21 protein-coding genes are annotated in these 19,262 nt (G+C 40.8%); 4 read left to right on the top strand and 17 right to left on the bottom strand.

The window, feature by feature from the left end; all coding sequences use genetic code 11:
• Positions 1-3 precede the first annotated feature (3 nt).
• Positions 4-1,050 (bottom strand): PD-(D/E)XK nuclease family protein, encoded by a 1,047-nt coding sequence (locus F752_RS0105530; RefSeq protein WP_017730738.1) that lies wholly within the window; start codon positions 1,048-1,050, stop codon positions 4-6.
• Positions 1,051-1,275: 225 nt separating this feature from the next.
• Positions 1,276-1,557 (bottom strand): hypothetical protein, encoded by a 282-nt coding sequence (locus F752_RS0105535; protein ID WP_017730739.1) that lies wholly within the window; start codon positions 1,555-1,557, stop codon positions 1,276-1,278.
• 93 nt (positions 1,558-1,650) lie between these two features.
• Between F752_RS0105535 and F752_RS0105540 the strand changes: the two genes are divergently transcribed.
• Entirely contained in the window at positions 1,651-1,893 is a 243-nt protein-coding gene (locus F752_RS0105540) for a helix-turn-helix transcriptional regulator (RefSeq protein ID WP_017730740.1), read from the top strand.
• Here the strand turns inward: F752_RS0105540 and F752_RS0105545 are convergent.
• From F752_RS0105545 to F752_RS0105605, 12 genes are all read right to left on the bottom strand, one after another.
• Positions 1,890-2,105, bottom strand: coding sequence for a hypothetical protein (locus tag F752_RS0105545; RefSeq protein ID WP_017730741.1), 216 nt, complete (start codon positions 2,103-2,105; stop codon positions 1,890-1,892). The two genes, F752_RS0105540 and F752_RS0105545, sit on opposite strands and share 4 nt — an antisense overlap.
• 431 nt (positions 2,106-2,536) lie before the next feature.
• Complete coding sequence (locus F752_RS0105555; protein WP_152425040.1) at positions 2,537-3,169, bottom strand: DUF6549 family protein; 633 nt, start codon at positions 3,167-3,169, stop codon at positions 2,537-2,539.
• Positions 3,170-3,174: 5 nt separating this feature from the next.
• Positions 3,175-3,447: a hypothetical protein gene (locus F752_RS0105560; protein ID WP_017730744.1), complete on the bottom strand. Its 273-nt coding sequence runs from the start codon at positions 3,445-3,447 to the stop codon at positions 3,175-3,177.
• 2 nt (positions 3,448-3,449) lie between these two features.
• Complete coding sequence (locus tag F752_RS0105565) at positions 3,450-5,090, bottom strand: hypothetical protein (RefSeq protein ID WP_017730745.1); 1,641 nt, start codon at positions 5,088-5,090, stop codon at positions 3,450-3,452.
• A 230-nt stretch (positions 5,091-5,320) separates the two neighbouring features.
• Complete coding sequence (locus F752_RS0105570; protein ID WP_017730746.1) at positions 5,321-6,139, bottom strand: sterol desaturase family protein; 819 nt, start codon at positions 6,137-6,139, stop codon at positions 5,321-5,323.
• Between the two features lie 70 nt (positions 6,140-6,209).
• A complete protein-coding gene (locus F752_RS26805) occupies positions 6,210-6,344 on the bottom strand; it encodes a hypothetical protein (RefSeq protein WP_017730747.1) in 135 nt (44 codons plus the stop codon).
• 62 nt (positions 6,345-6,406) lie between these two features.
• On the bottom strand, positions 6,407-6,844 hold the full coding sequence (locus F752_RS0105580) for an EF-hand domain-containing protein (RefSeq protein WP_026135543.1): 438 nt from the start codon (positions 6,842-6,844) through the stop codon (positions 6,407-6,409).
• Between the two features lie 86 nt (positions 6,845-6,930).
• Positions 6,931-8,310 (bottom strand): hypothetical protein, encoded by a 1,380-nt coding sequence (locus tag F752_RS0105585; RefSeq protein ID WP_017730749.1) that lies wholly within the window; start codon positions 8,308-8,310, stop codon positions 6,931-6,933.
• A gap of 145 nt (positions 8,311-8,455) precedes the next feature.
• Positions 8,456-9,349 (bottom strand): cation diffusion facilitator family transporter, encoded by an 894-nt coding sequence (locus tag F752_RS0105590; RefSeq protein ID WP_017730750.1) that lies wholly within the window; start codon positions 9,347-9,349, stop codon positions 8,456-8,458.
• A 62-nt stretch (positions 9,350-9,411) separates the two neighbouring features.
• Positions 9,412-9,741 carry a YnfA family protein gene (locus F752_RS0105595; protein ID WP_017730751.1) on the bottom strand — a complete coding sequence of 110 codons (330 nt, stop codon included), beginning with the start codon at positions 9,739-9,741 and terminating at the stop codon, positions 9,412-9,414.
• Between the two features lie 291 nt (positions 9,742-10,032).
• Positions 10,033-11,295 (bottom strand): Y-family DNA polymerase, encoded by a 1,263-nt coding sequence (locus F752_RS0105600; protein WP_040664306.1) that lies wholly within the window; start codon positions 11,293-11,295, stop codon positions 10,033-10,035.
• The gene (locus F752_RS0105605; protein ID WP_017730753.1) at positions 11,292-11,858 is read right to left on the bottom strand and encodes a LexA family protein; all 567 of its coding nucleotides are present in this window, start codon (positions 11,856-11,858) and stop codon (positions 11,292-11,294) included. Before F752_RS0105605 ends, F752_RS0105600 begins: the two co-directional genes overlap by 4 nt.
• 326 nt (positions 11,859-12,184) lie before the next feature.
• Between F752_RS0105605 and F752_RS0105615 the strand changes: the two genes are divergently transcribed.
• The gene (locus F752_RS0105615; RefSeq protein ID WP_017730754.1) at positions 12,185-13,294 is read left to right on the top strand and encodes an AI-2E family transporter; all 1,110 of its coding nucleotides are present in this window, start codon (positions 12,185-12,187) and stop codon (positions 13,292-13,294) included.
• 518 nt (positions 13,295-13,812) lie between these two features.
• Here the strand turns inward: F752_RS0105615 and F752_RS0105620 are convergent.
• Positions 13,813-15,633: a TrkH family potassium uptake protein gene (locus F752_RS0105620; protein ID WP_017730755.1), complete on the bottom strand. Its 1,821-nt coding sequence runs from the start codon at positions 15,631-15,633 to the stop codon at positions 13,813-13,815.
• A gap of 532 nt (positions 15,634-16,165) precedes the next feature.
• Here F752_RS0105620 and F752_RS0105625 point away from each other — a divergent pair.
• Entirely contained in the window at positions 16,166-16,528 is a 363-nt protein-coding gene (locus F752_RS0105625; protein WP_017730756.1) for a hypothetical protein, read from the top strand.
• A 214-nt stretch (positions 16,529-16,742) separates the two neighbouring features.
• Here the strand turns inward: F752_RS0105625 and F752_RS25730 are convergent, their stop codons facing one another.
• On the bottom strand, positions 16,743-16,898 hold the full coding sequence (locus tag F752_RS25730; protein ID WP_017730757.1) for a CNNM domain-containing protein: 156 nt from the start codon (positions 16,896-16,898) through the stop codon (positions 16,743-16,745).
• A gap of 301 nt (positions 16,899-17,199) precedes the next feature.
• On the opposite strand from F752_RS25730, the gene F752_RS0105635 reads away from it, so the two are divergent.
• Positions 17,200-18,444 carry a cation:proton antiporter gene (locus F752_RS0105635; RefSeq protein ID WP_026135546.1) on the top strand — a complete coding sequence of 415 codons (1,245 nt, stop codon included), beginning with the start codon at positions 17,200-17,202 and terminating at the stop codon, positions 18,442-18,444.
• A gap of 237 nt (positions 18,445-18,681) precedes the next feature.
• On the opposite strand, the gene F752_RS0105640 is transcribed toward F752_RS0105635, so the two are convergent.
• Entirely contained in the window at positions 18,682-19,146 is a 465-nt protein-coding gene (locus tag F752_RS0105640) for a COG2426 family protein (RefSeq protein ID WP_017730759.1), read from the bottom strand.
• Between the last annotated feature and the right edge of the window lie 116 nt (positions 19,147-19,262).

Here is a 19,262-nt window from a genome sequence, read left to right on the forward strand (position 1 = left end):
CTTTCAATGGCTTGATCCGGACTCTCTTTTGACTGCAACGGCCTGGGCTCTTTTTCTTTCATATTCTTCAACCTTCTGCCTCACTTCTTCTAATGGTGTTTTGAATTCGTAACCTTCTTTCAGGCCTTTTTGCTCGATTCCTTCCAGCCAAAACTCAATAGACCAGCCTTTTAGAGTTAAGCGAACTTTGACAGTATAAGAATCTGCTTTTTTCTCAATAACACTAAAGAGTTTATTTTCACTGCTTTGGATTTTGGTGTACCCACCAACAAGCTTTTCTAGCTTATCAACTTTTTCATTTAGCACCTTTTCGATTTTCTGCAAATCATCATAGATTGAAATAAGCTTTTGATTGACCTCCGGGTCTTCTGCAAACTTCTGGTAGCTTTCCAACATATCAATTTCCCTTCTTCGATTTTTAATAGTTTTTACAAAGTCATTGTAAAAGTGGTATTGCGGATCATTTTCATTCAAGCTAATTCCGCTAAATTTTATATTTTCCTCAACTCTCTTAATGAAATGGCTTAAAATGACTTGCTTAAAATAATCGACTCTGCATTTCTCCGCTTCCCCTTCAGGTTGCTTTCGATTGGGAGTTAAAATTATATAGAACCTGTTTCCTTCAGGTACCTCAGAATATTTATCTTCTATAAAATTTATGTAATCACCCAGAGGATTATTCAATATGTGATTGATCTTAAATTCTATCACAATCACATATTGCTTTGATTCAACCAGAATATCAATGCGATTATTCTCATTGGTAGGTTTTTCGGTCCAGATGTTGGCTGAATCAAAGTTTATATGCTTTAATTCCTTTGAAATATCAGCTTCACCTTCGGCTTTCCCCTCTTTAGCTCTTTCACGATGGTAGCACTCCAACAAAGATTTTATAAATAAGCCACCTAAGCCATGATCCTCTCGAGGATTAAGGTAATAGGCAATTATATTAGCCATTATAGTCTCTCGCTGAGATATCTTAATTTTCTCAAAGAAGGTTTTTTTTCTTTTCTTATGAGTGGGTAGCTTTTCAACTAAATCTGTTATCATACTTTTATCTAAAACCCAGAGAGAAAGTAATGATAAAGGTTTATGGCGAAATAAGCGAAAGCTGTAGGAAAAATTTATGGATTACTGCTTCCGGGAGAACGAAACCCGGACCGAAACAGTAGCCGCTGCTCCGGATTATGAATTTTAAAAAATTGATATAGAAGTATTTCCTGAAATTCGACTATCTCATATGCCACTATCAGACGAAAAGGTAGGAGAGGTAATCTAATTGCTCACAACCATCTTACTGGCGAGCCATGCAATGTATTTGAACTGCTGTTCTTCAAGCTTTTTAATAGTATGATTCAGAACTAGCAAATACTCATCCCGTGAAATATTTAATAAATAGGCAGATTCCTCTACATCCTGAAACGCCAGCACATATCCAATTGCTTTTATTTCAATCGAATTAAGGAAGCAAGCATCACTATTCAGCCATTCGTCCCAGTTCTTGTCGTAGGACACCAGCGCCTTTCGAACTTGATCGATTATTTTATTATTATCCATACCCTCAATATAGCCGTTTTCACTCAAAAGCCACTTATTAGTAGTATCTATTTAATGGTAACTTAATAATAGCCGCTCCTTTTCTTTTGTGAAATGAGAGAAAAAGAGGATAAGCTACCGAATGAAGATCTTATTAAGCTGGGGAACAGGATAAAAGCATTGCGAATCAAAAAAGGCTACACCAGTTACGAATATTTTGCCTACGAGCATAATATTTCCCGTGCCCAGTTCGGCAGATATGAAAAAGGTGAAGATCTGCGGTATACAAGCTTGCTAAAAGTGGTAAGGGCTTTGGATATGACGCTTGAAGAGTTTTTTCGTGAGGGGTTTGATTAACCTTGGTTATTAGTTTCTTCCCGGAGATTGTCAGGCTCTTTGTTTTTATGCTGCATCTTATCGTAGATCTGATAGCATTCCTCAAGAGTGGTATGAGGATGATTTTTTTTAAGAGATTCGTATAAAGCTTTTGCCCCTTCCTCTCTTAGTTTATCAGGATTATCGGATGAATGATCGCTTTTTCTCATATTAAAAATATCAGTATTCTGCATTTTGGTTAAGAGATAACTAAAATTAGATCTGAAAGTTAAAAATTAGATTAAAAAACAAAAACAGATTTCAACTATTGCTTGAGAATTCCCTACAAATCCTTATTAACAAAGATACTCTCCTTCCCGATTTTTTTTTAGCTCAGGAATTTCTAATGCAACAAACTCATGCAGTATTTACCAGCTCTTTTTTTCGCTTCTGATCGATAATATAGCCACTTAAGAATAAAATAGGAATTAGAATTTCCAATAATTGATGGAAAATTAGAAGCTGTACATTTATTAATTTTCTCCTACCTTCCGTCTCTATCATAAATGACCAATGCTACCATTTTTATTTTCAGGTTTTCATGGACCACAAAGGCCTCATGGGTGTAATTATAGAAAAAAGATACATGAAAACAACTTATGTGTCTGAAGGACTCATATGAGAATTAATATCCTACTAATTTCCTGAACCAGCTTGGCTCCCTTTTCAGGACAAGGGAGTAAATAGTGTCTGCGGTTGTATTTGGATTTTTAAACTTTATCTCGGCTACTGCTTCCTTTCTTCTGAATATATTGAAGGGCTTTTTACCTGGCCTGCGGTAATAGTGGTAGTAGGTAAAATCATTCCGGATGGAATAACTGGAAATAAGGGTATCATTCAGTACAGTACCCTTAAATTTCAAATAGTCATCATTAAATGAAAAGTGCTTTGCTTTAACCTCTTCAGCATTAGGGGTGACTATCACCGTATCTGTTAAAGGGGCCGTAAAATTTCCTGCCGTAGAAGTCTGTATTTTTGAATAGCTGATCAAGTTCCTGCGCAGGTTTCCTACTTCATGCTTCAACGCCTCCAGCTCCTGGTTGAGCACCAGATTAACATTTCCGGCATAAACCTCTGCTGCTTTCGCCCTTGCCAGGTTCTCTCCGGATTTATTTTTCCACTTCTCTATAGCAGCATTTTGAGCCTCATAGAGGGAAGAAACACTTTTCAGCTCTTCTTTACTTTTCCGGTAGGTGGTGTAAAAGAGTACCGCCACTACAACCAACGCAATCAGGAAGGCTGTTTTTAAATACTTCAAATAGTTCATCGATTTTGCCGGTCTTGTTTATCCTTCAATTCTAATTTTATCTCGTAAAGCAGCTTCGTCACGTCCTTATTGGCCTTTGTCACTTCCGAGATTAACTTCTCATAAAGAACTTCCATTTTCTGGTTCTTTTCTTTTTGAGTTTTTATTTCAAACTCCAGCTGGGCGATCTTTACATTTACATTGACCCAAAGGCCAATGATTACGGTAAGCAAAGAAATGGAGCTAAACAGCAAGTGCCCGATATTGATGGTGTTGTCTAATTTTATCATCTCTATTCTTGTTCAGCGTATTCCCCAATTAGTTTCTGGGAGGAGATATTAAATTTTTTACCTGTTTCACCGTACCGGTTTTTTGTGGCCACGGCATAATTATTTGAGAATTCTTCATCTGCTTTCACTACTTCTATATTGATTCCGGAATCATAAAGGGGAGCGGTTCCACCCCGGATGGTTCCCTGGGTAGTTCTTTGGAAAATGACGATAAAAATGGTGTTGGGAAAGGATTTCCTAAACTTATCAAATTCAGAAGAATGGACATTCAGCTTATTCCAGCTATCTATGATCACTACATCAAATGCTTTGGATGCCTTGTAAATGGTTTCCAGTCCTTCGGGAAGCTTATCGGTGATAAACACATTCTTCCGGTTTACCTCCACAATATAAGCTTCCCTCATGCGCCTGATCAGGTCTGATCTTCTGCCTATTTCCAAGGAGAATACCGCTACCTGTAAACCTATTTCCGCAAAAGCATTGGCAAGCTGATAACTGAACCTGGTCTTTCCTCCTCCCTGATCCCCTTCTAAGGTAATGGCCAGCTCAAACCTTTCGAGCTCGCCCAACATCTTTCCCAAATCACCTTTAAGTCTGAATGAGTTATCTGAAGGCTGGCTATTCAGCTGGTCCATTGAATCAAAGATGTCTAAGTCTTTATCGGGCTTTTTTTTTACTTTCCCGTCTGTTGTAAGTGGTGGCAGATCATAATCCTCTAAGCCTGATAAATTAGCAGAACATCCGCAGGCGTTGAGGATACCTTCCAGTCCGTTCAATTCTGCTTTTTCTATTTTTACTTTGCCCCCTTCTTTAGCTATTTCAAGGTTCTTCTGAATAGTTTTGATCTTGTCATAGTAAGGATCGCTGCAGGTGATTTCTTTTTTGCTCAAAGCTGCCTGCACAGCTTTAAGCAAACTTTCGATCCTGGTGATCAGCATCTCACCCTGCAGCCCGATATACCTTTTAATAAGCTGCACCGACTTATACACCTTTTCCCCTCCGGCAGCAGCTACCAGCTCATTCAGCCATTGTTCATTGATCGCAATTTTCACGCTATCGCCATCGCTCATCTTATTATGCTGATCGCAAAGCTTCTTTTGAATCTCTTTAATGTGGCCGGCATGCTTAGAGGTTTTCCTGATCTCCCTTCCTACAATTGCTTTCTGCAATGCTTTAATAAAGAGATTGATCTGGTGCCTGGACTTTACCTTATTGTGCATATTGATAAAGCGCTTGATGAAAAGGACATCTTTGCTTTGGGAAGCCACCAACTTTGGCTGGCTTTTGCTTACAGGTTCGGCAGGTTTGCTTTTTGGGGCAGCCTTTTTGCCCGGGGCTCTGCTCTTTAGAGGTGCTTTAATCTTAGCCTTAGCAGAATTGGCTTCATTCTTTGCTTTTGGAGGAAAAGAACTTTTACTCTTTGCTTCCTTTGGTTCGGAATCAGCTTTGACATTGCTTTCTTTTGCCCCCAGATATTCATTGAGCTTTTGGAGATAGATGTCTATCGTTTCCTTAATGCTTTCGTCCTGGTCATAAACACTTTCAGCCTCAATAAAAAACTGATGGCCCTCTTGAAGTGCTTGCGGCAGGCTGTTAATATCAACAGACTTTATGGAATGGGAATAGTTGGCTATAGAAATCATTACAAATCTTTTTGTAATGATATGGAGGCCCTAACCAGTCCTTTCGGCTTGGGTCTGGTTGGTTCTTTTTTCAGATTGATAATTGGCTCTCACCGTCATAGAAAAACTCTGTACAACCGGAATATACTGCTTCCATTGTATTTGGGCAGCGGGATAAAAATAAGAAACTGCTTACCGTGGAAGGTGCCACATAATACAGTCTTCCCGCCAGCTTTGTCTGAGCGCGATGTTTATTTATTCATCGTTACCTGCTCTTTAAAAGGCATCATCAGGAACTCTCCTACTTCCTGATGATGCCGCACATAAGGAACGCCAATATTAATGCTTTCCTGTGGCACATCTAGTCGTAAGGTATGGTGCAGCCGGTCCCAGAGATTGAAAATAACGGAGTAATTGTTGTTGGTTTCCCGGGCTACTACCGAATGGTGGATGCCATGCATACGTGGCGTAACGATGATCTGCCCCAGGGCATCATCTGTTTTTAGGGGCAGGCGCAGATTGCTGTGGTGAAAATTGTTGGCCAATTCAAAAAAGATTTCATAAATCAAGGTAGCCCTGGGAGTGGTACCCATCAGCAGGATAAAACCCGCCTTGAAGGGTACAGAACCTAGGATTTCTCCTATGTGAAAGCGTAGGGCGGTGCTCACATCCATATCCAGGTCGGTGTGGTGTACCTGGTGAAAGCGCCAGAGCAGGGGCCAGTGGTGGTTAAGGCGGTGCCAGAGGTAATTCATCCAGTCCAGAGCCAGAAAGCTGATGGCATGGGCAAGCGGAAGCGGAAGTGGGAGCCTCTGCAACAGGCCCAGCTTTTTCTCTTCCGTTAAAGCAGCGGCTTTTACCTGTGCAGGAATCAGGGCCAGCCGCAACACTGGCATCGCAATGCTTACCACCTGGGCATTGGTTTTTAATCTTTTTAGCAGGGGCAGGCGTTGCCGGCGCAGTGCATATCGCTGTTCCAGTACAAATAAAGTGCCCACGGCCAGGGCCACCAGGGGAACACCTCTGAAGTCATAGAGCCGATAGGTAAAGGAACTGATGCTCTTTTTCATAAGATGCTTTTTTCATAATAAAGGGAGTACTCTTTCTGCTGCTATATTGTTCAGCTTAAAAGAATTTAGGTCACATTGAAGTCCTGGTGAGCTTTTTGTCCAGCTGATAAAGGTCCTCCCGGAAATTAATTTCTCCCTGCTCATCCATAGAAGTGAGGTAGAAAATGTACACCAGTATACTATTCTCCAGGCTATACACGGACATCACCCAAACATCTTTTGCATAGTGAGAAATAAATTCCAGGGCCTAAGCTAAGCAGAAGATTATTAAGCATTTCCCTGCTGACCACCCTCTTTGTAAAGCTTTACGAATTCACTTTCGCTTATCTGGCTATTATTATCCGTATCTACCACCTCAAACAGTCCTTCCCGGAATTCTTCTACCGAAATCTGATTATCCCCATTCAGATCCCACTCTCCAAACTTCTCCACTGTGGAAACTGTATAACCGCCCAAATATTCATTTACCCCAGCGCTCCACTCGTCTTCACTTAAAGACTGATCATTATCCTCATTCCACGCTTCAAAATAGCCCATTTCAGCTATTGCATTGTAGAACTCCAGATCACTTAAATAATCATTCTCATCCTGGTTAAAAGCCTTAAACAACTTTTGTCCTTCTCCGCCATTACTGCAGGAAGACATACCAAAAATCAAAAGAGCTAAAAATGCATTAAAAAATAAGTTACACTTCTTCATTTTCATACGAATAGACATTTACATTAGAAAATCACATAAGTAGCAGAGACCACCGCTGCTACCTTCAGCAACTGAGTTTAAAGAGGTTTTACTTAATTACCACTCTGCGATCCACTCCCTTCTCTGTACAGAGCCACAAACTCGCTTTCACTTATCTGATTGTTACCATTCTTATCCACCGCTTCAAACAGTCCCTCCCGGAACTCTGGCTCGGAGACTTGGCCGTCACCGTCCAGGTCCCATTCTCCGAACTCCTCCACCTGCTCAAATTGATAGCCGCCCAGAAACTCACTAACCCCGGCCCTCCACTCGTCCTCGTTCAGGTAAAGGTCCTCGTCTTGGTTCCAGGCCTCAAAGTAGCCTATCTCGTTTACTGCCCTATAAAGCTCCACGTCCTCCAGATAGTCATTTCCATCCCGGTTGAAAGCCTTGAAAAGTTTAGTTCCTTCGCCGGACGTTCCACCGAATACCTGAAGTACCCCGAAAAGTACTACAGCCACATAAACCAGCAGGACCGCTCCAAGGGTAAAAACCTGCCAGCGTTTAAAACCGTGCTCGTTATCTTTTCCTCCCCAATGAATAAAGGCGGCATAAAGTATACCGACCAAGCCAACAAAGCTTAAAACCGTTGCAAAGAGCGGGAAGTTATTGACCGGCATGGTTACTATGGCAAGCGGAAAAAAGGCTACTGTGAGTGTAACGGCATGATCACCAATAACACTGGTGACGGCAGAGGTAATCTGGCCGCTTTTAGCGACACTCCAGGTGGCAAAGATTTCAGGCAGGGCCGCCATAGGCGCTGTAATAAATAAACCACCCACTATCTTAGATATTCCAAGGGCAGCAACAATATTTTCGGTGGCACGAACGGTGAAATAGGCACCTAAAGCGAGAACTGCCACGCCTGCTACCGCCAGCCAGACCTCTTTCTTTTTCCACTCCACCTTTTCGCTTTCCTTTCTTCCTCTGAACAAAGCTTGCGCTAAATAAACCACATACATCCCCAGCATAATCCAGCCATCCACAGGCTGTAGTCCCCGCCATTGAGAAGGCACAGTTAGTACCGCCACTACCGCCACAATCACTAAATAGGGAATTGCCTGTACCGTAACAGCGGTAGGGTCTACTTTTAAAAGATGCTCTTTGATATGCTTTTCATGGGCTTTATCCCTATTCTTCTTTTTCAGGTGCCTTGTAGCTACATAGGCGGTAATCACCATAAAAGGGATGGCAATGACATTGGAGCCAAACATGGTTCCCAAACCAATATTGCCAACGCCTGTAATGGCACTGGCAATGTTAATGCCTATTTCAGGACTGGCCGCAGCCAGACCTATTAAGGCCCCACCGGCAGCCACAGAAAAGCCCCACTGCTTTCTTAGCTTCTTTAAAGGCTTCGATAAATGCTCTGCTCCCCAATGAGCTGCCCATACGGCAGCAAGTAAAACAAGTGCCCATATCCAGGTGCTCAATTGGCACCTCCTCTTCCCTTACCACATTCTTTAAAAAATAGATCAGCTCTTGTCATAGATTAAAAAGTTAAAGGTTGAATGTTTAATTTACGTACGCTAAAAGGCGTAATGCGTTGAGATTTTACTACCAGCGTTCCCTATCCTTTTACTCTGCCTTCAGGAGCGGGCATTTTTCCTTGTCGAGCTCCAGCTGAATAGTATGATGGCTAAACTCCCATTCTTCCACGGCTTCAATAGCCTGTTGTCGCACTTCATCTATTTGCTCATAGCGGCTGATTTTTTCCAGTACCAGGTGGGCCGTTAGCACATGGTGCTGTCCATCCAGCGACCAGACATGCGTATGATGAATAGAATTTACATGAGGAACCTGTTGTAACTTCTTCTTTACTTCCTGCAAGTTGATATTTTCAGGTACTCCCTGCAGCATTAAGTGGAGCGTGTCTTTCAGTCTACCGCCAACGCCCCACAAAATGTAAAGCGTAATAGCTAATGAGAGGGCCGGGTCCAGAAAATACCACTCTTTAAATTGCAGGATAATCGCCACGATAAGAACTGCTACCCAGCCCAATACATCTTCCAGCAGGTGCCAGCTTACTACTTTTTCATTAAGTGACTTTCCTCCACTTACCCGCCAGGCAGCATAGCCATTGGAAAGCACACCAATAACAGCAATACCAATCATATAGGTTGATTCCACTGCCTCCGGATTCTGTACTCGGGTAATGGCTTCATAAATAATGTAAATGGAACCGCCTATAAGGACCACCGAATTGACCAGAGCGCCAAGTAAACGGAAACGGGCAAATCCAAAGCTGAACTCTTCCGTGGCCCCTTTTTTCTCCGCCTTATTTTCTATATACCAGGCCAGTCCCAGCGATAAGCTATCTCCTAAATCATGCAGTGCATCAGACATGATGGCCACACTATTAGTAAAGAAACCTCCTACAAATTCAACAAGGGTAAAACCCAGATTGATAAAAAATGCCAGCTTCAGGTTTTTTTTGGCACCTCCATGTTTGTGATTGTGATGACCTCCCATTTTATTTTTAATTAAAAAGTTTTATGAGTTATTTTTTAGCTGGTCAATTATCGTTTATTCTCCTAACCTCTTGGTGCATACATGATAATGCCCATTCCAATGAGGGCAATTACACCGCCAATGATATCGAACTTATCAGGCGTAATGCCATCTACTTTCCAGCCCCAAAGAATAGCCAGCATAATGAAAATACCGCCATAGGCTGCGTATACTCTGCCAAAATTGGCAGGTTGCCAGGTGGCTACTATTCCATACAGGACTAAAATAATAGCCCCGCTTAGTCCCAACCACCAGGACTTTCCTTCCCGTAACCAAAGCCAGATTAAATAACCGCCACCTATCTCGCAAAGACCGGCTAAAATGAAGAGTGCTATAGAGTAAAGTATTTTCATTGATTCCCTCTTTTATAAAATTAACAATCTAAAGTATGCAAATCCATTGCATTTTATTCGATACACCGGCTGCATCGCCCTTTTACCAGCAGGCTTGCTTCCTCTGCCTAAAAACGCCCCGGCAAAGACACATCAGGAACTTTAGACATGGGCAGACAAAAGATATAAGGCTACAAAAAGATTAAAAGTTAACTCTTCTTTAATTTAACTACCAGCTTTTTGAGTCGAGCATGAAAATAGCTTAGAAATGTACTTAAATCTAAACAGCAAGGGTATTCTACTGTCAGAAACTTACTTGTTTAAATTTATCGCCATTAACTGATCCCACCTGGTTGTATAACATTGGGGCATTCGCTCTGCTTTGAGCTGCCAGGCTTTATTGAATCCTTGGGCAGCAACTTTAACTTTCTCGCTACCCATATAAGCATTAAGCTTATCTACTACTTGCATGGCCTTTGATTTCTTTTCGCTCGGGCCCTCAAATAAGTTGCCCTGAAGGTTTCCTGCAGGAACGATTGAAGATACCAGTACCCCTGCTTTCTTATAAGCATAGCCATCTTGAAAAATGCGATTTAAGCCCTTCAAGGCATAGTGTATGAGCGTTGGGGCGTCATTGCTGGCCACCGGCAGAGCGAGTACTAATGAATTGCTGTAGTATGAATTCGTATGAAACCTGTTGGTTTCAACAAAGACAGTTAGCATACCAGCACAAGTTTTTTCCTTCCGGAGCTTAAAAGCGCATTTTGCAGCAAAATTGCTCACTGCTTCACAGAGAATGCTTTTTGATTCCACACCTTTAGGAAAAGAACGGGATGTACATATATTCTTCCGGGTCTTTGCAAATTCCTCCAGGGGCAGACAAGATTGCCCTTTCAATTCCCGGTACAGTCTGGTTTCTACTACACTCATTTCCGTTTTGATCCAGCTTTCCGGAAGCTTAGTAAAGTCTAAGGCTGTTTTTACTCCAGCTGAAAGCAGCCTTTTAGTATGCTGGCGGCCGATCCCCCAAACCTCCTCAATCGGAAATTCTGCTAAAACCGATTCCCGCATATCAGGCCTCAGGACAAACACGCCTTTTTCTTTATATTCCGGATACTTCTTTGCAATATGATTAGCAACCTTTGCAAGAACCTTTGTCTGGCCTACACCAATTCCTACCGGTATGCCTATATTTTTCCTCAAAGTATGACGGATTTCCTGGGCATAATCGCTCAAATTAAATGGCATGTTGCTTAAGTCCAGAAAAGCTTCATCTATACTATAAATCTCCATACTCGGAGTAAACTTAGCTAAGGTTCGCATAACTCGGCCGGACATATCCGCAAAAAGGGTGTAGTTGCTACTGAAGTATTCTACCTTATGTTTTCTAATTAATTCCTTCAACTCAAAGAAGGGCTGGCCCATTTTAATTCCAATGTCTTTGGCAAGCTGGCATCTTGCCACAACGCAACCGTCATTGTTGCTTAAAACAATTACAGGCTTACCTTCCAGATCCGGGCGAAAACATTTAATCATGCTACAATAGGCTGAATTAATATCGACAAGAGCTATCATGACAAAACATTTTTAATCAGATAAGTAACAACTCCCCAAACAAGAAACTCCTGCTCAGGCAACACCTCGATAACCTTCATTTGTCTGTTTGCCGGTATTAGAAATAATTTATTCTTTTCCTTCCGGATCTTCTTTACTGTAAACTCTCCATCTAAGCAGCAACATGCAGCACGGCCACTTTTAAGCTCAAGGGACCTATCTATTATAAGAACATCTCCGTCATTGTACCCGTCTTCGATCATGCTAACTCCTTGCACTCGGCCAAAAAACGTGCTATCCGGATTATTAATAAGTAACTCGTTCAAATCTAAGGCAGGCTCTATGTAATCCTGTGCCGGAGAGGGAAAACCACAGGATACATTATAAAATGGCAGAAATAATTTCTTTCCGGTTTCAAACGAATAAAAGTTTATCATGCTAAAATAATTACCAACTATAGTAAAATGTTTAGCAATATGTGAAATACTAATATCAGTAGCAATTGTAAGGGGGTTAAAAAATATTTTCATGATCTGGCCCAAACGAGTAAACAAAAAATTTTCATCTATAAGCTGTAGTTTCACGGATTTTCAGTTCGGCGAGACTATTTAAAATAAAGTAGTTGAAAATGCATATAAAGCATCAAACAGAAGAATACTATCGACCAACAAAGAATGGGGGAGTTATCCAAAAGGAATTCATTAATGCTAAAAAGCAAAGGGTTAAGAAGAATAGGTAAATTCTTGGAAGTACTGTCCGAAATGATAAGAGGGCTTTTTTAACAGCCTCCAGCCTGAGAAGGCCCACCGAGAAAGCAACTCTACAAAATTTTTATTCTAACCATTGGATTCTAACTTTTAAATCCTTTGAATCTTGGGCAACAACACTGGAGGGTTGAGGTTCTTCCTGTATGATGAATCAATTTGAAAAAGAGGACAGGCAGCTTTACAGGTTTGCCTTACTCCTGTTCACAGGCTTTCTTTTTTTTGGCGGATTATACTTTGCCAGGGACTTTTTAATACCGGTGAGCATTGCAGCACTAATGGCCATGGTGATGCTTCCGGTAAACCGCAGGCTTGAGTCATGGGGCATGGCACGATCCATTGCTATTATCATTTGTATCATCATTATCATTTTAATAGTAGCAGGATTCACTTTTTTCTTTTATTACCAGATGGAAGATCTTGTTCAGGATTTTCCTTCCATCAGGGCAAAGCTGAACCAACAGTTAGAAGATTTTCAGTTACTGATAGAAGAAAAGGCAGGTGTTTCTCAGGAGAGGCAAATCTCTTTCCTAAAGAACCAAAGTGCCACTTTTCTTGATTTCACCAGCCGTTATATAAGAAATATGCTGATGACAGCCACAGAAACTCTGGCAGAAATAGGTCTGGCCACTATTTATTTATTCTTTTTTCTATTCTACCGGGATAAGTTTGAAAACTTCTTACTCAGGCTGATAGATGAAAGTAATAATCAAAGGGTTAAAAGTATTATCAGTAATATAAGTAAGGTAACTCAACAATACCTGGGAGGGAAGCTGATTGTCACTGTTATCCTTTCATTCTATAATACCGCTGGCCTGAAAATAGTAGGCTTTGAGGATGCCATTTTTTGGGGCGTTTTTGGAGGAATTCTCAACTTCATTCCCTACATCGGCACCTTTCTGGGTGGGTTTATCCCCTTCCTTCTTGCCTTAGTAACCTATGATTCCTTCGGGACTCCACTTGCAGTTGCCCTTATCTTTATGAGCGGGCAGTTCTTGGATAATAATTTTCTCACTCCTATCATTGTAGGTTCAAAAGTTGATTTAAATCCCTTGTTTACTATTATGGCCCTCATTATAGGAGGACTATTATGGGGTGTTGCCGGCTTAATTATATTTATTCCTTTTTTAGGGATTGTCAAAGTTGTTTTCGACAATGTCTCATCTCTACATCCTTATGGTTACCTGATTGGCGATGAAAACAAACATTTCGGACTCATGATCATCAAAAAAATCAAAAATGCTTTTCAACAATAGTCAGTTATTGGTGCTCATCTAAGGGAAAAAGATCCGGAGCCATTTCAGAACGTATCGTGAAAGATTTTTATCTCTATTTTAACGCTCCGTTCTCTTTTACGCACGAATAACATTAGTCAAAATTAGGAGCCCCTTCTAACTCGTTCTTCTTTCACTTTAGTATCCTCTTATTAGCTGAATTACCCAGCGCACCTATAAATGCAGTTTTTCAAATACCTTTATACTTGCCTTAAGGTAATAACCAGAATAGAAAGTATTTCATTTAATCTATATTCTGTAATCCTTTTGTCTGAACAGTGTAGTGGATTGTTTGAGCCACTATAAAGCCATTGCGGACTAAATATGAGTCTGCCCCATCTGTAATTACCAAGCCCCTGGCAGAACTCCTAACTTCTTACATTCTTTTTTAAGTTCTCAGGGATTTGTGATGCATGTAACTCTTCATAATAGAATAAATTGAATTATCCCTTGCTGCTTATTCCAGTAGTTGGTATAGTTAAATCTTTTATGATTAACTTCTACCCAACCATAATATGCGCTTTAGGATATTTGTAGTCTTGTGTATCAACTCTGCTGATAAATGCCAGAGCAAGGGTAAGGGTCCCGATACGGCCTATAAACATGCTCATTATTATTATAATGCGGCCCCAGAATGAGAGCTGTGGAGTTATTCCCGTACTAAGCCCAACGGTTGCAAAAGCGGACACTTGCTCAAAGGCAAGGTCTTTAAAATCCATACCAGGCTCTGTGATTGTGAGCAAAAATATACCTACCACGTTTGCACTAACGGCAAATGCAACAATTGAAAGAGCTCTGAAGATGAGGGATTCGCTGATGAAATGTTTCCCTATTACCAGCTTCACTTTTCCTCGAAAGGTAGCTACAGAAGAGGCTAATACTATAAAAAAAGTAGAGGTTTTGATGCCGCCTCCAATAGAGCCTGAAGAGGCTCCTACAAACATCAGGAAGATAAGAATAAGATAAGTAGGCAACTGCAAAGAACCAATATCCACCGTACTGAAACCGGCAGTACGGGTGGCTGAATGAAAGAAGCTGGTGATCAGTGCTTCCATAAAGGCCATATCAGCAAGGGTATTATCGATTTCAAACAGATAGAAAGTTAGGGTTCCCACTAGCAGCAAGGCAGCCGTTACATAAACGGCTATTTTAGTGCCCAATTGCCAGTCGCGCCATGGATGACGCAGCCTATCCCGTAGCCGCTTGATGGAGAAGAGGTCCTGAATGACGGGAAAGCCGATGCTCCCAAGGATGATTAGCCCTGCAATCACCAAGTGCATTAGGTAAGCCTCACGTACCAATCCCTGGTAAAGTCCATTGGAAAACAGGCTAAAGCCTGCCTGGCAAAAGGCAGATACTGCATGAAAGGCAGAGTAGTAGATTTTCTGATCTATTGAAACGAATTCAATCTCATTGCCCCAGGTAGCAAAGATCAGCAGAAAGCCAACAAATTCAATAAGTATAGTCATAAAGACAATCCGCCGAATCAAGTCACGAGCTGTTAGTAAGGATTCACTATTTAGAATATTTTGCAGCATTAACTGGTGGCGAATGCCAATACTCTGCCGGAATAAGAGAGTGAAGAAAGAAGCAAAAGAGAGGATTCCCAGTCCACCCAATTGGATGAGGATTAGAATTACCAACTGCCCCTTAATGGTAAAGTAGGTAGCGGTATCCACTACAATCAGACCGGTGACACATACTGCGCTGGTAGCGGTAAATAAGGCCTCTAAAAATGGCATACTGCCCGGTGCTCTGCTCATGTCGGGAAGCATTAATAAACCAGTACCGATCCCGATGAGAATAATAAAACTTATCAAAAGAGCCGCCGCCGGCCGTACATTAAGGTTCCCAAGGCGGGAACTAGCAACACCAAATTCATATACCAGCAGCAGAATCATAAAGCTGCCAATGATGAAATGGTAAAAAGGTAGCGGATGCTGGAAGCCTGCCAGCCCAAGAAGCTCTGGAATAAGCGCAAAATCCAGCAGAAAGGCGGATAAGCCATTAATAATTAACAGGAACATTAATATTCCTTCGAAGCGGTGCCTACGAAGGAAATCTGTACGCTTGAAGGAATACAGCCAGCGAGTCAGGTAGGAGAGAACAAAAATGGCAAAAATGATATTAATGCCATAGTAGACCTGTTGCTGCTGGCGAGGTGTTAGTTCAAAACCGAAGTTGTATAACAGTAGTGCAGCAGCAGCAAAAGAGCTAATGAAAGTAACGGCCCTGATGGAGGTGTAGGCTTTATCCCGGCTCTCATAGAGTAGTCGGTTCAGGTTTGCGGCAAGGTCGTTCTTTATTCTCCTAAAATTCATGCCTGCTTTAAATGATATTTTGTATTCTGGTACATCTTTGATTAATCAGAGAGCTCCACTCTCACATATTTTATATTAGTCCATTCCAAGGGTTATCCAGAGTAGCAAAAATTAAAGACTGAAGTCCTGCGCCACAAATAAGAATATAGTGCTTCCTATTGTTTCATTCACCTTGCTCCTGGGCAAACCATTTGCAATTTAAATATAACTAATGATGCTGACATAGCTATATATTTTTTCAGCTTGGAGAGCATTAATCCATTTCTGTATATGAACGATCTCCCTGCAAAACACATGCATAGCAGCTTAAAGGAACATAAACTTTGTGCTTACCATCACTTACAGATTAACAGATCTGGAAAACTTGTGGAATTATACTATTCATTTTCTATATTAATTGTTGTAGCAATATCTAAGGACATTTGAATCTTTCATTTACCTCAGAAAAACAGGGCAATTTAAAACGAAAGAAAGGATAGGAAAGTACAAGGCGGAATAGAGCTTTCAGGCTCTATGTTTAGAAAGAAAAATCATGAAAACACAGAACACTTTTAAATTACCGAAAAATGTGGAGAGGCCATTACCTATTACTATTATATGCATATTAGGGTTAATTGGAGCTGTTGTGAGCCTCCCAGGCATTCTTTCCGGATCTCCTCAAATTAAAGAATTAGGGGAATGGTTTCATTACCACCTGGCCATCTCGACCATTTTTGGCTTTTGTTGTTTTCTGGGATTATGGTCGATGAAAAGATGGGCCCTCTATCTCTACTCAGGAATTCTTCTAATAAATCAGATCATCCTTCTGATAGTAGGTTTATGGAACCCGAGTTCTTTAATCCTGCCCCTATTAGTGGTGATATTTGGGGTAGCATATTTCCATAAAATGGATTAATACCTGCGACTGTACCACAAACTCTACTGCTATGGGGATGGTGAGATAGATGAAGAAATATCATCGGGTAAAAAAGCGGTATACGCTCTTCATTTTTATAGGAGATAATTAGTTATCCTTTACATAAACGACCCGTTAGAAGTAGAATAAAGCGGTCGATAAAAGGAATCCCATCAAAAACTTTCCTCTTTTTCTATTTCTATTTGGGTTAAACTTAGGCTAATCCATTATTTTCAGCAATTCTGGCATTCCTACTTCCATTTAGTGCCTTCTGGTCGATTCTGCTCTTTTTAACTGACACCAGCGCAATTTCTGATAGCGCAAACAGCCCATTAAGTAAAATGAGGATGAGAATAAGTACTATTTCCATGCATTACTAAAAAATCCTATGTTTTTTTGTTTAGGAAAGAATTGAGGTTCTAATATAGAATATTAAAAGAAAACCGACTGACTTGTAAATCCTAAACATTACTACAGGCATTAAGAGAAAAAGGGGCAAAGAAAAACCGGAGAGACCCGCGTGGGAAGGCAACAAGCAGGATTAGATACATTAATTTGTATTGAGTAAAATATAACCCTTTTAACCAAAGTAACGGAAATTTAGAGATTATTTACTGAAAAGACTTTCCAAAGCTCTTTATATTTGTCAATTATGCCTGTTAAATAAATTTATGGAATTATATTATTCATTCTCTGTCCTTATTGTTCTGGCTTCCTTTTTTGCCTACATTAATTTACGGTTCATAAAGCTACCTTCAACAATCGGCATCATGCTAATGGCCATCATTGCCTCCATTATCATCAGATTTGCAGGCGAAAGCATTTTCCCGAATACAACAGGAAAATTATTTACCCTAATATCGGAATTTGATTTTACGGAAGTACTAATGGGCGCAATGCTCAACTTCCTGCTTTTTGCCGGGGCTATTCATGTAAATTTTGCTGACCTTAAAGAGCATCGCTTACCGATATTTACTTTTTCTACGGTAAGTGTAATTATTTCCACCTTTGTAGTGGCAGGCCTTTTATATTATGTATCTCCCTTTTTTAATATTGAGCTTCCTTTTATTTACTGCCTGTTATTCGGTGCACTCATTTCTCCAACCGACCCCATTGCGGTTCTGGGCATATTAAAGAAGGCAAACGTTCCTAAATCTTTAGAAACAAAAATTGCTGGCGAATCCCTATTTAACGATGGGATGGCGGTTGTTCTGTTTGCCGTAATTTTACAATTAACCCAGGCAGATAGCCTGGAGATTTCGTTTTCTTCTATTTCCTGGTTGCTCGTAAAGGAAGCGGCCGGAGGGCTGTTGTTAGGCCTGTTGCTGGGATATATCGCATCGAAGGCCCTGCACAATATTGATGACTACATTGTATCTGTGCTGATTACGCTTTCGGTAGTAATGGGAGGCTACCTGATTGCGCATGCAATACATATTTCCGGTCCGCTTACCATGGTTGCTGCCGGACTTATCATCGGGAATTACGGAAAAAGAGAAACCATGTCCCCTGTTACAAAAGATTATCTGAACAAATTTTGGGAACTCATAGATGAAATTCTTAATGCCATCCTCTTCCTGTTTATTGGCTTCGAATTATTACTGCTTCCGGATTTAATAAACCAGTGGGCTATCGGGGCCATCGCTATTATAATCGTGCTTTTGGCAAGATTATTATCTATCTGGATCCCGTCACTCATTGTGCCATTCAGGAACAAGTTCAGCAGAGGCACACTTACCATGTTGGTATGGGGCGGGCTTAGAGGTGGCGTATCCATTGCACTGGTGTTATCCATGGACAATGGAGTATACAAAGACCTTTTATTGGAAATCACTTACTTTGTGGTAGTGTTTTCTATTGTTGTTCAGGGCCTTAGTGTCGGGAAGGTCGCCTCCAGGGTATTGATAACGAAGTAAGGATTTAATGTGTCCAGACTATTTACTAATTGATTTCTGTTAACCATAGCTAACCCTCTAGACAGATGTGTAATATCGGAGATCAGCAAACCATGCCCGGACACTTCCTAAAATAAGAAAGGACTTCCTTATCGAATGGGAAGGTGTGTATGATTTTTTTCACAATTATTCTTATAACAGGATTAAAGATTTATCTGACTGATCATTTGGTAACTGGGATTCGTACCTCGAAAGATTTTAAAATAAAGACAGTCCGATAATGCTAAAATGGGTACTAACCGCCATGATCATGCAGGAAATAACCACCCCAATACTGGTTGCCAATAACGCTTCTTTTCTTTTAAGTTTAAAAATATACGCAGCTATAGTACCCATATAGGCTCCTGTGGTTGGCAACGGAATCATTACAAAGATCATAAGGCCCCAGAAGCCATATTTTTGTACCTGGGCTCCGACCCCTTTCCTTGCTCTGCGAATGAGCCTAATATTCTGTTTTCTGTAAAATTTGAAACGCCACAACTTAGCGTTAAAGGCGTCAATTAAAAACATAAATAGTGGAAAAATAAGCAGATTACCAGCCAGGCCTACAGAAAAAGCAACAACAGGATTTAGGCCGTTCAATATTCCATAAGGGATACCTGCCCTGGCTTCTCCAAACGGAGAAATACTGATTAAAAAAGTATAAATGATATCGTTGATCATAGATTGCAAAAAAACAAAGCTAAGGCAATTCAAATTGATAACGTACAAAAGAGTTAGCCTTTTGTAGACCCGAAAAGATAAAATAATAAGAGAACATGGATTATAGCAGAAAGAAA

It is taken from the genome of Nafulsella turpanensis ZLM-10 (assembly GCF_000346615.1).
GTDB lineage: Bacteria > Bacteroidota > Bacteroidia > Cytophagales > Cyclobacteriaceae > Nafulsella > Nafulsella turpanensis.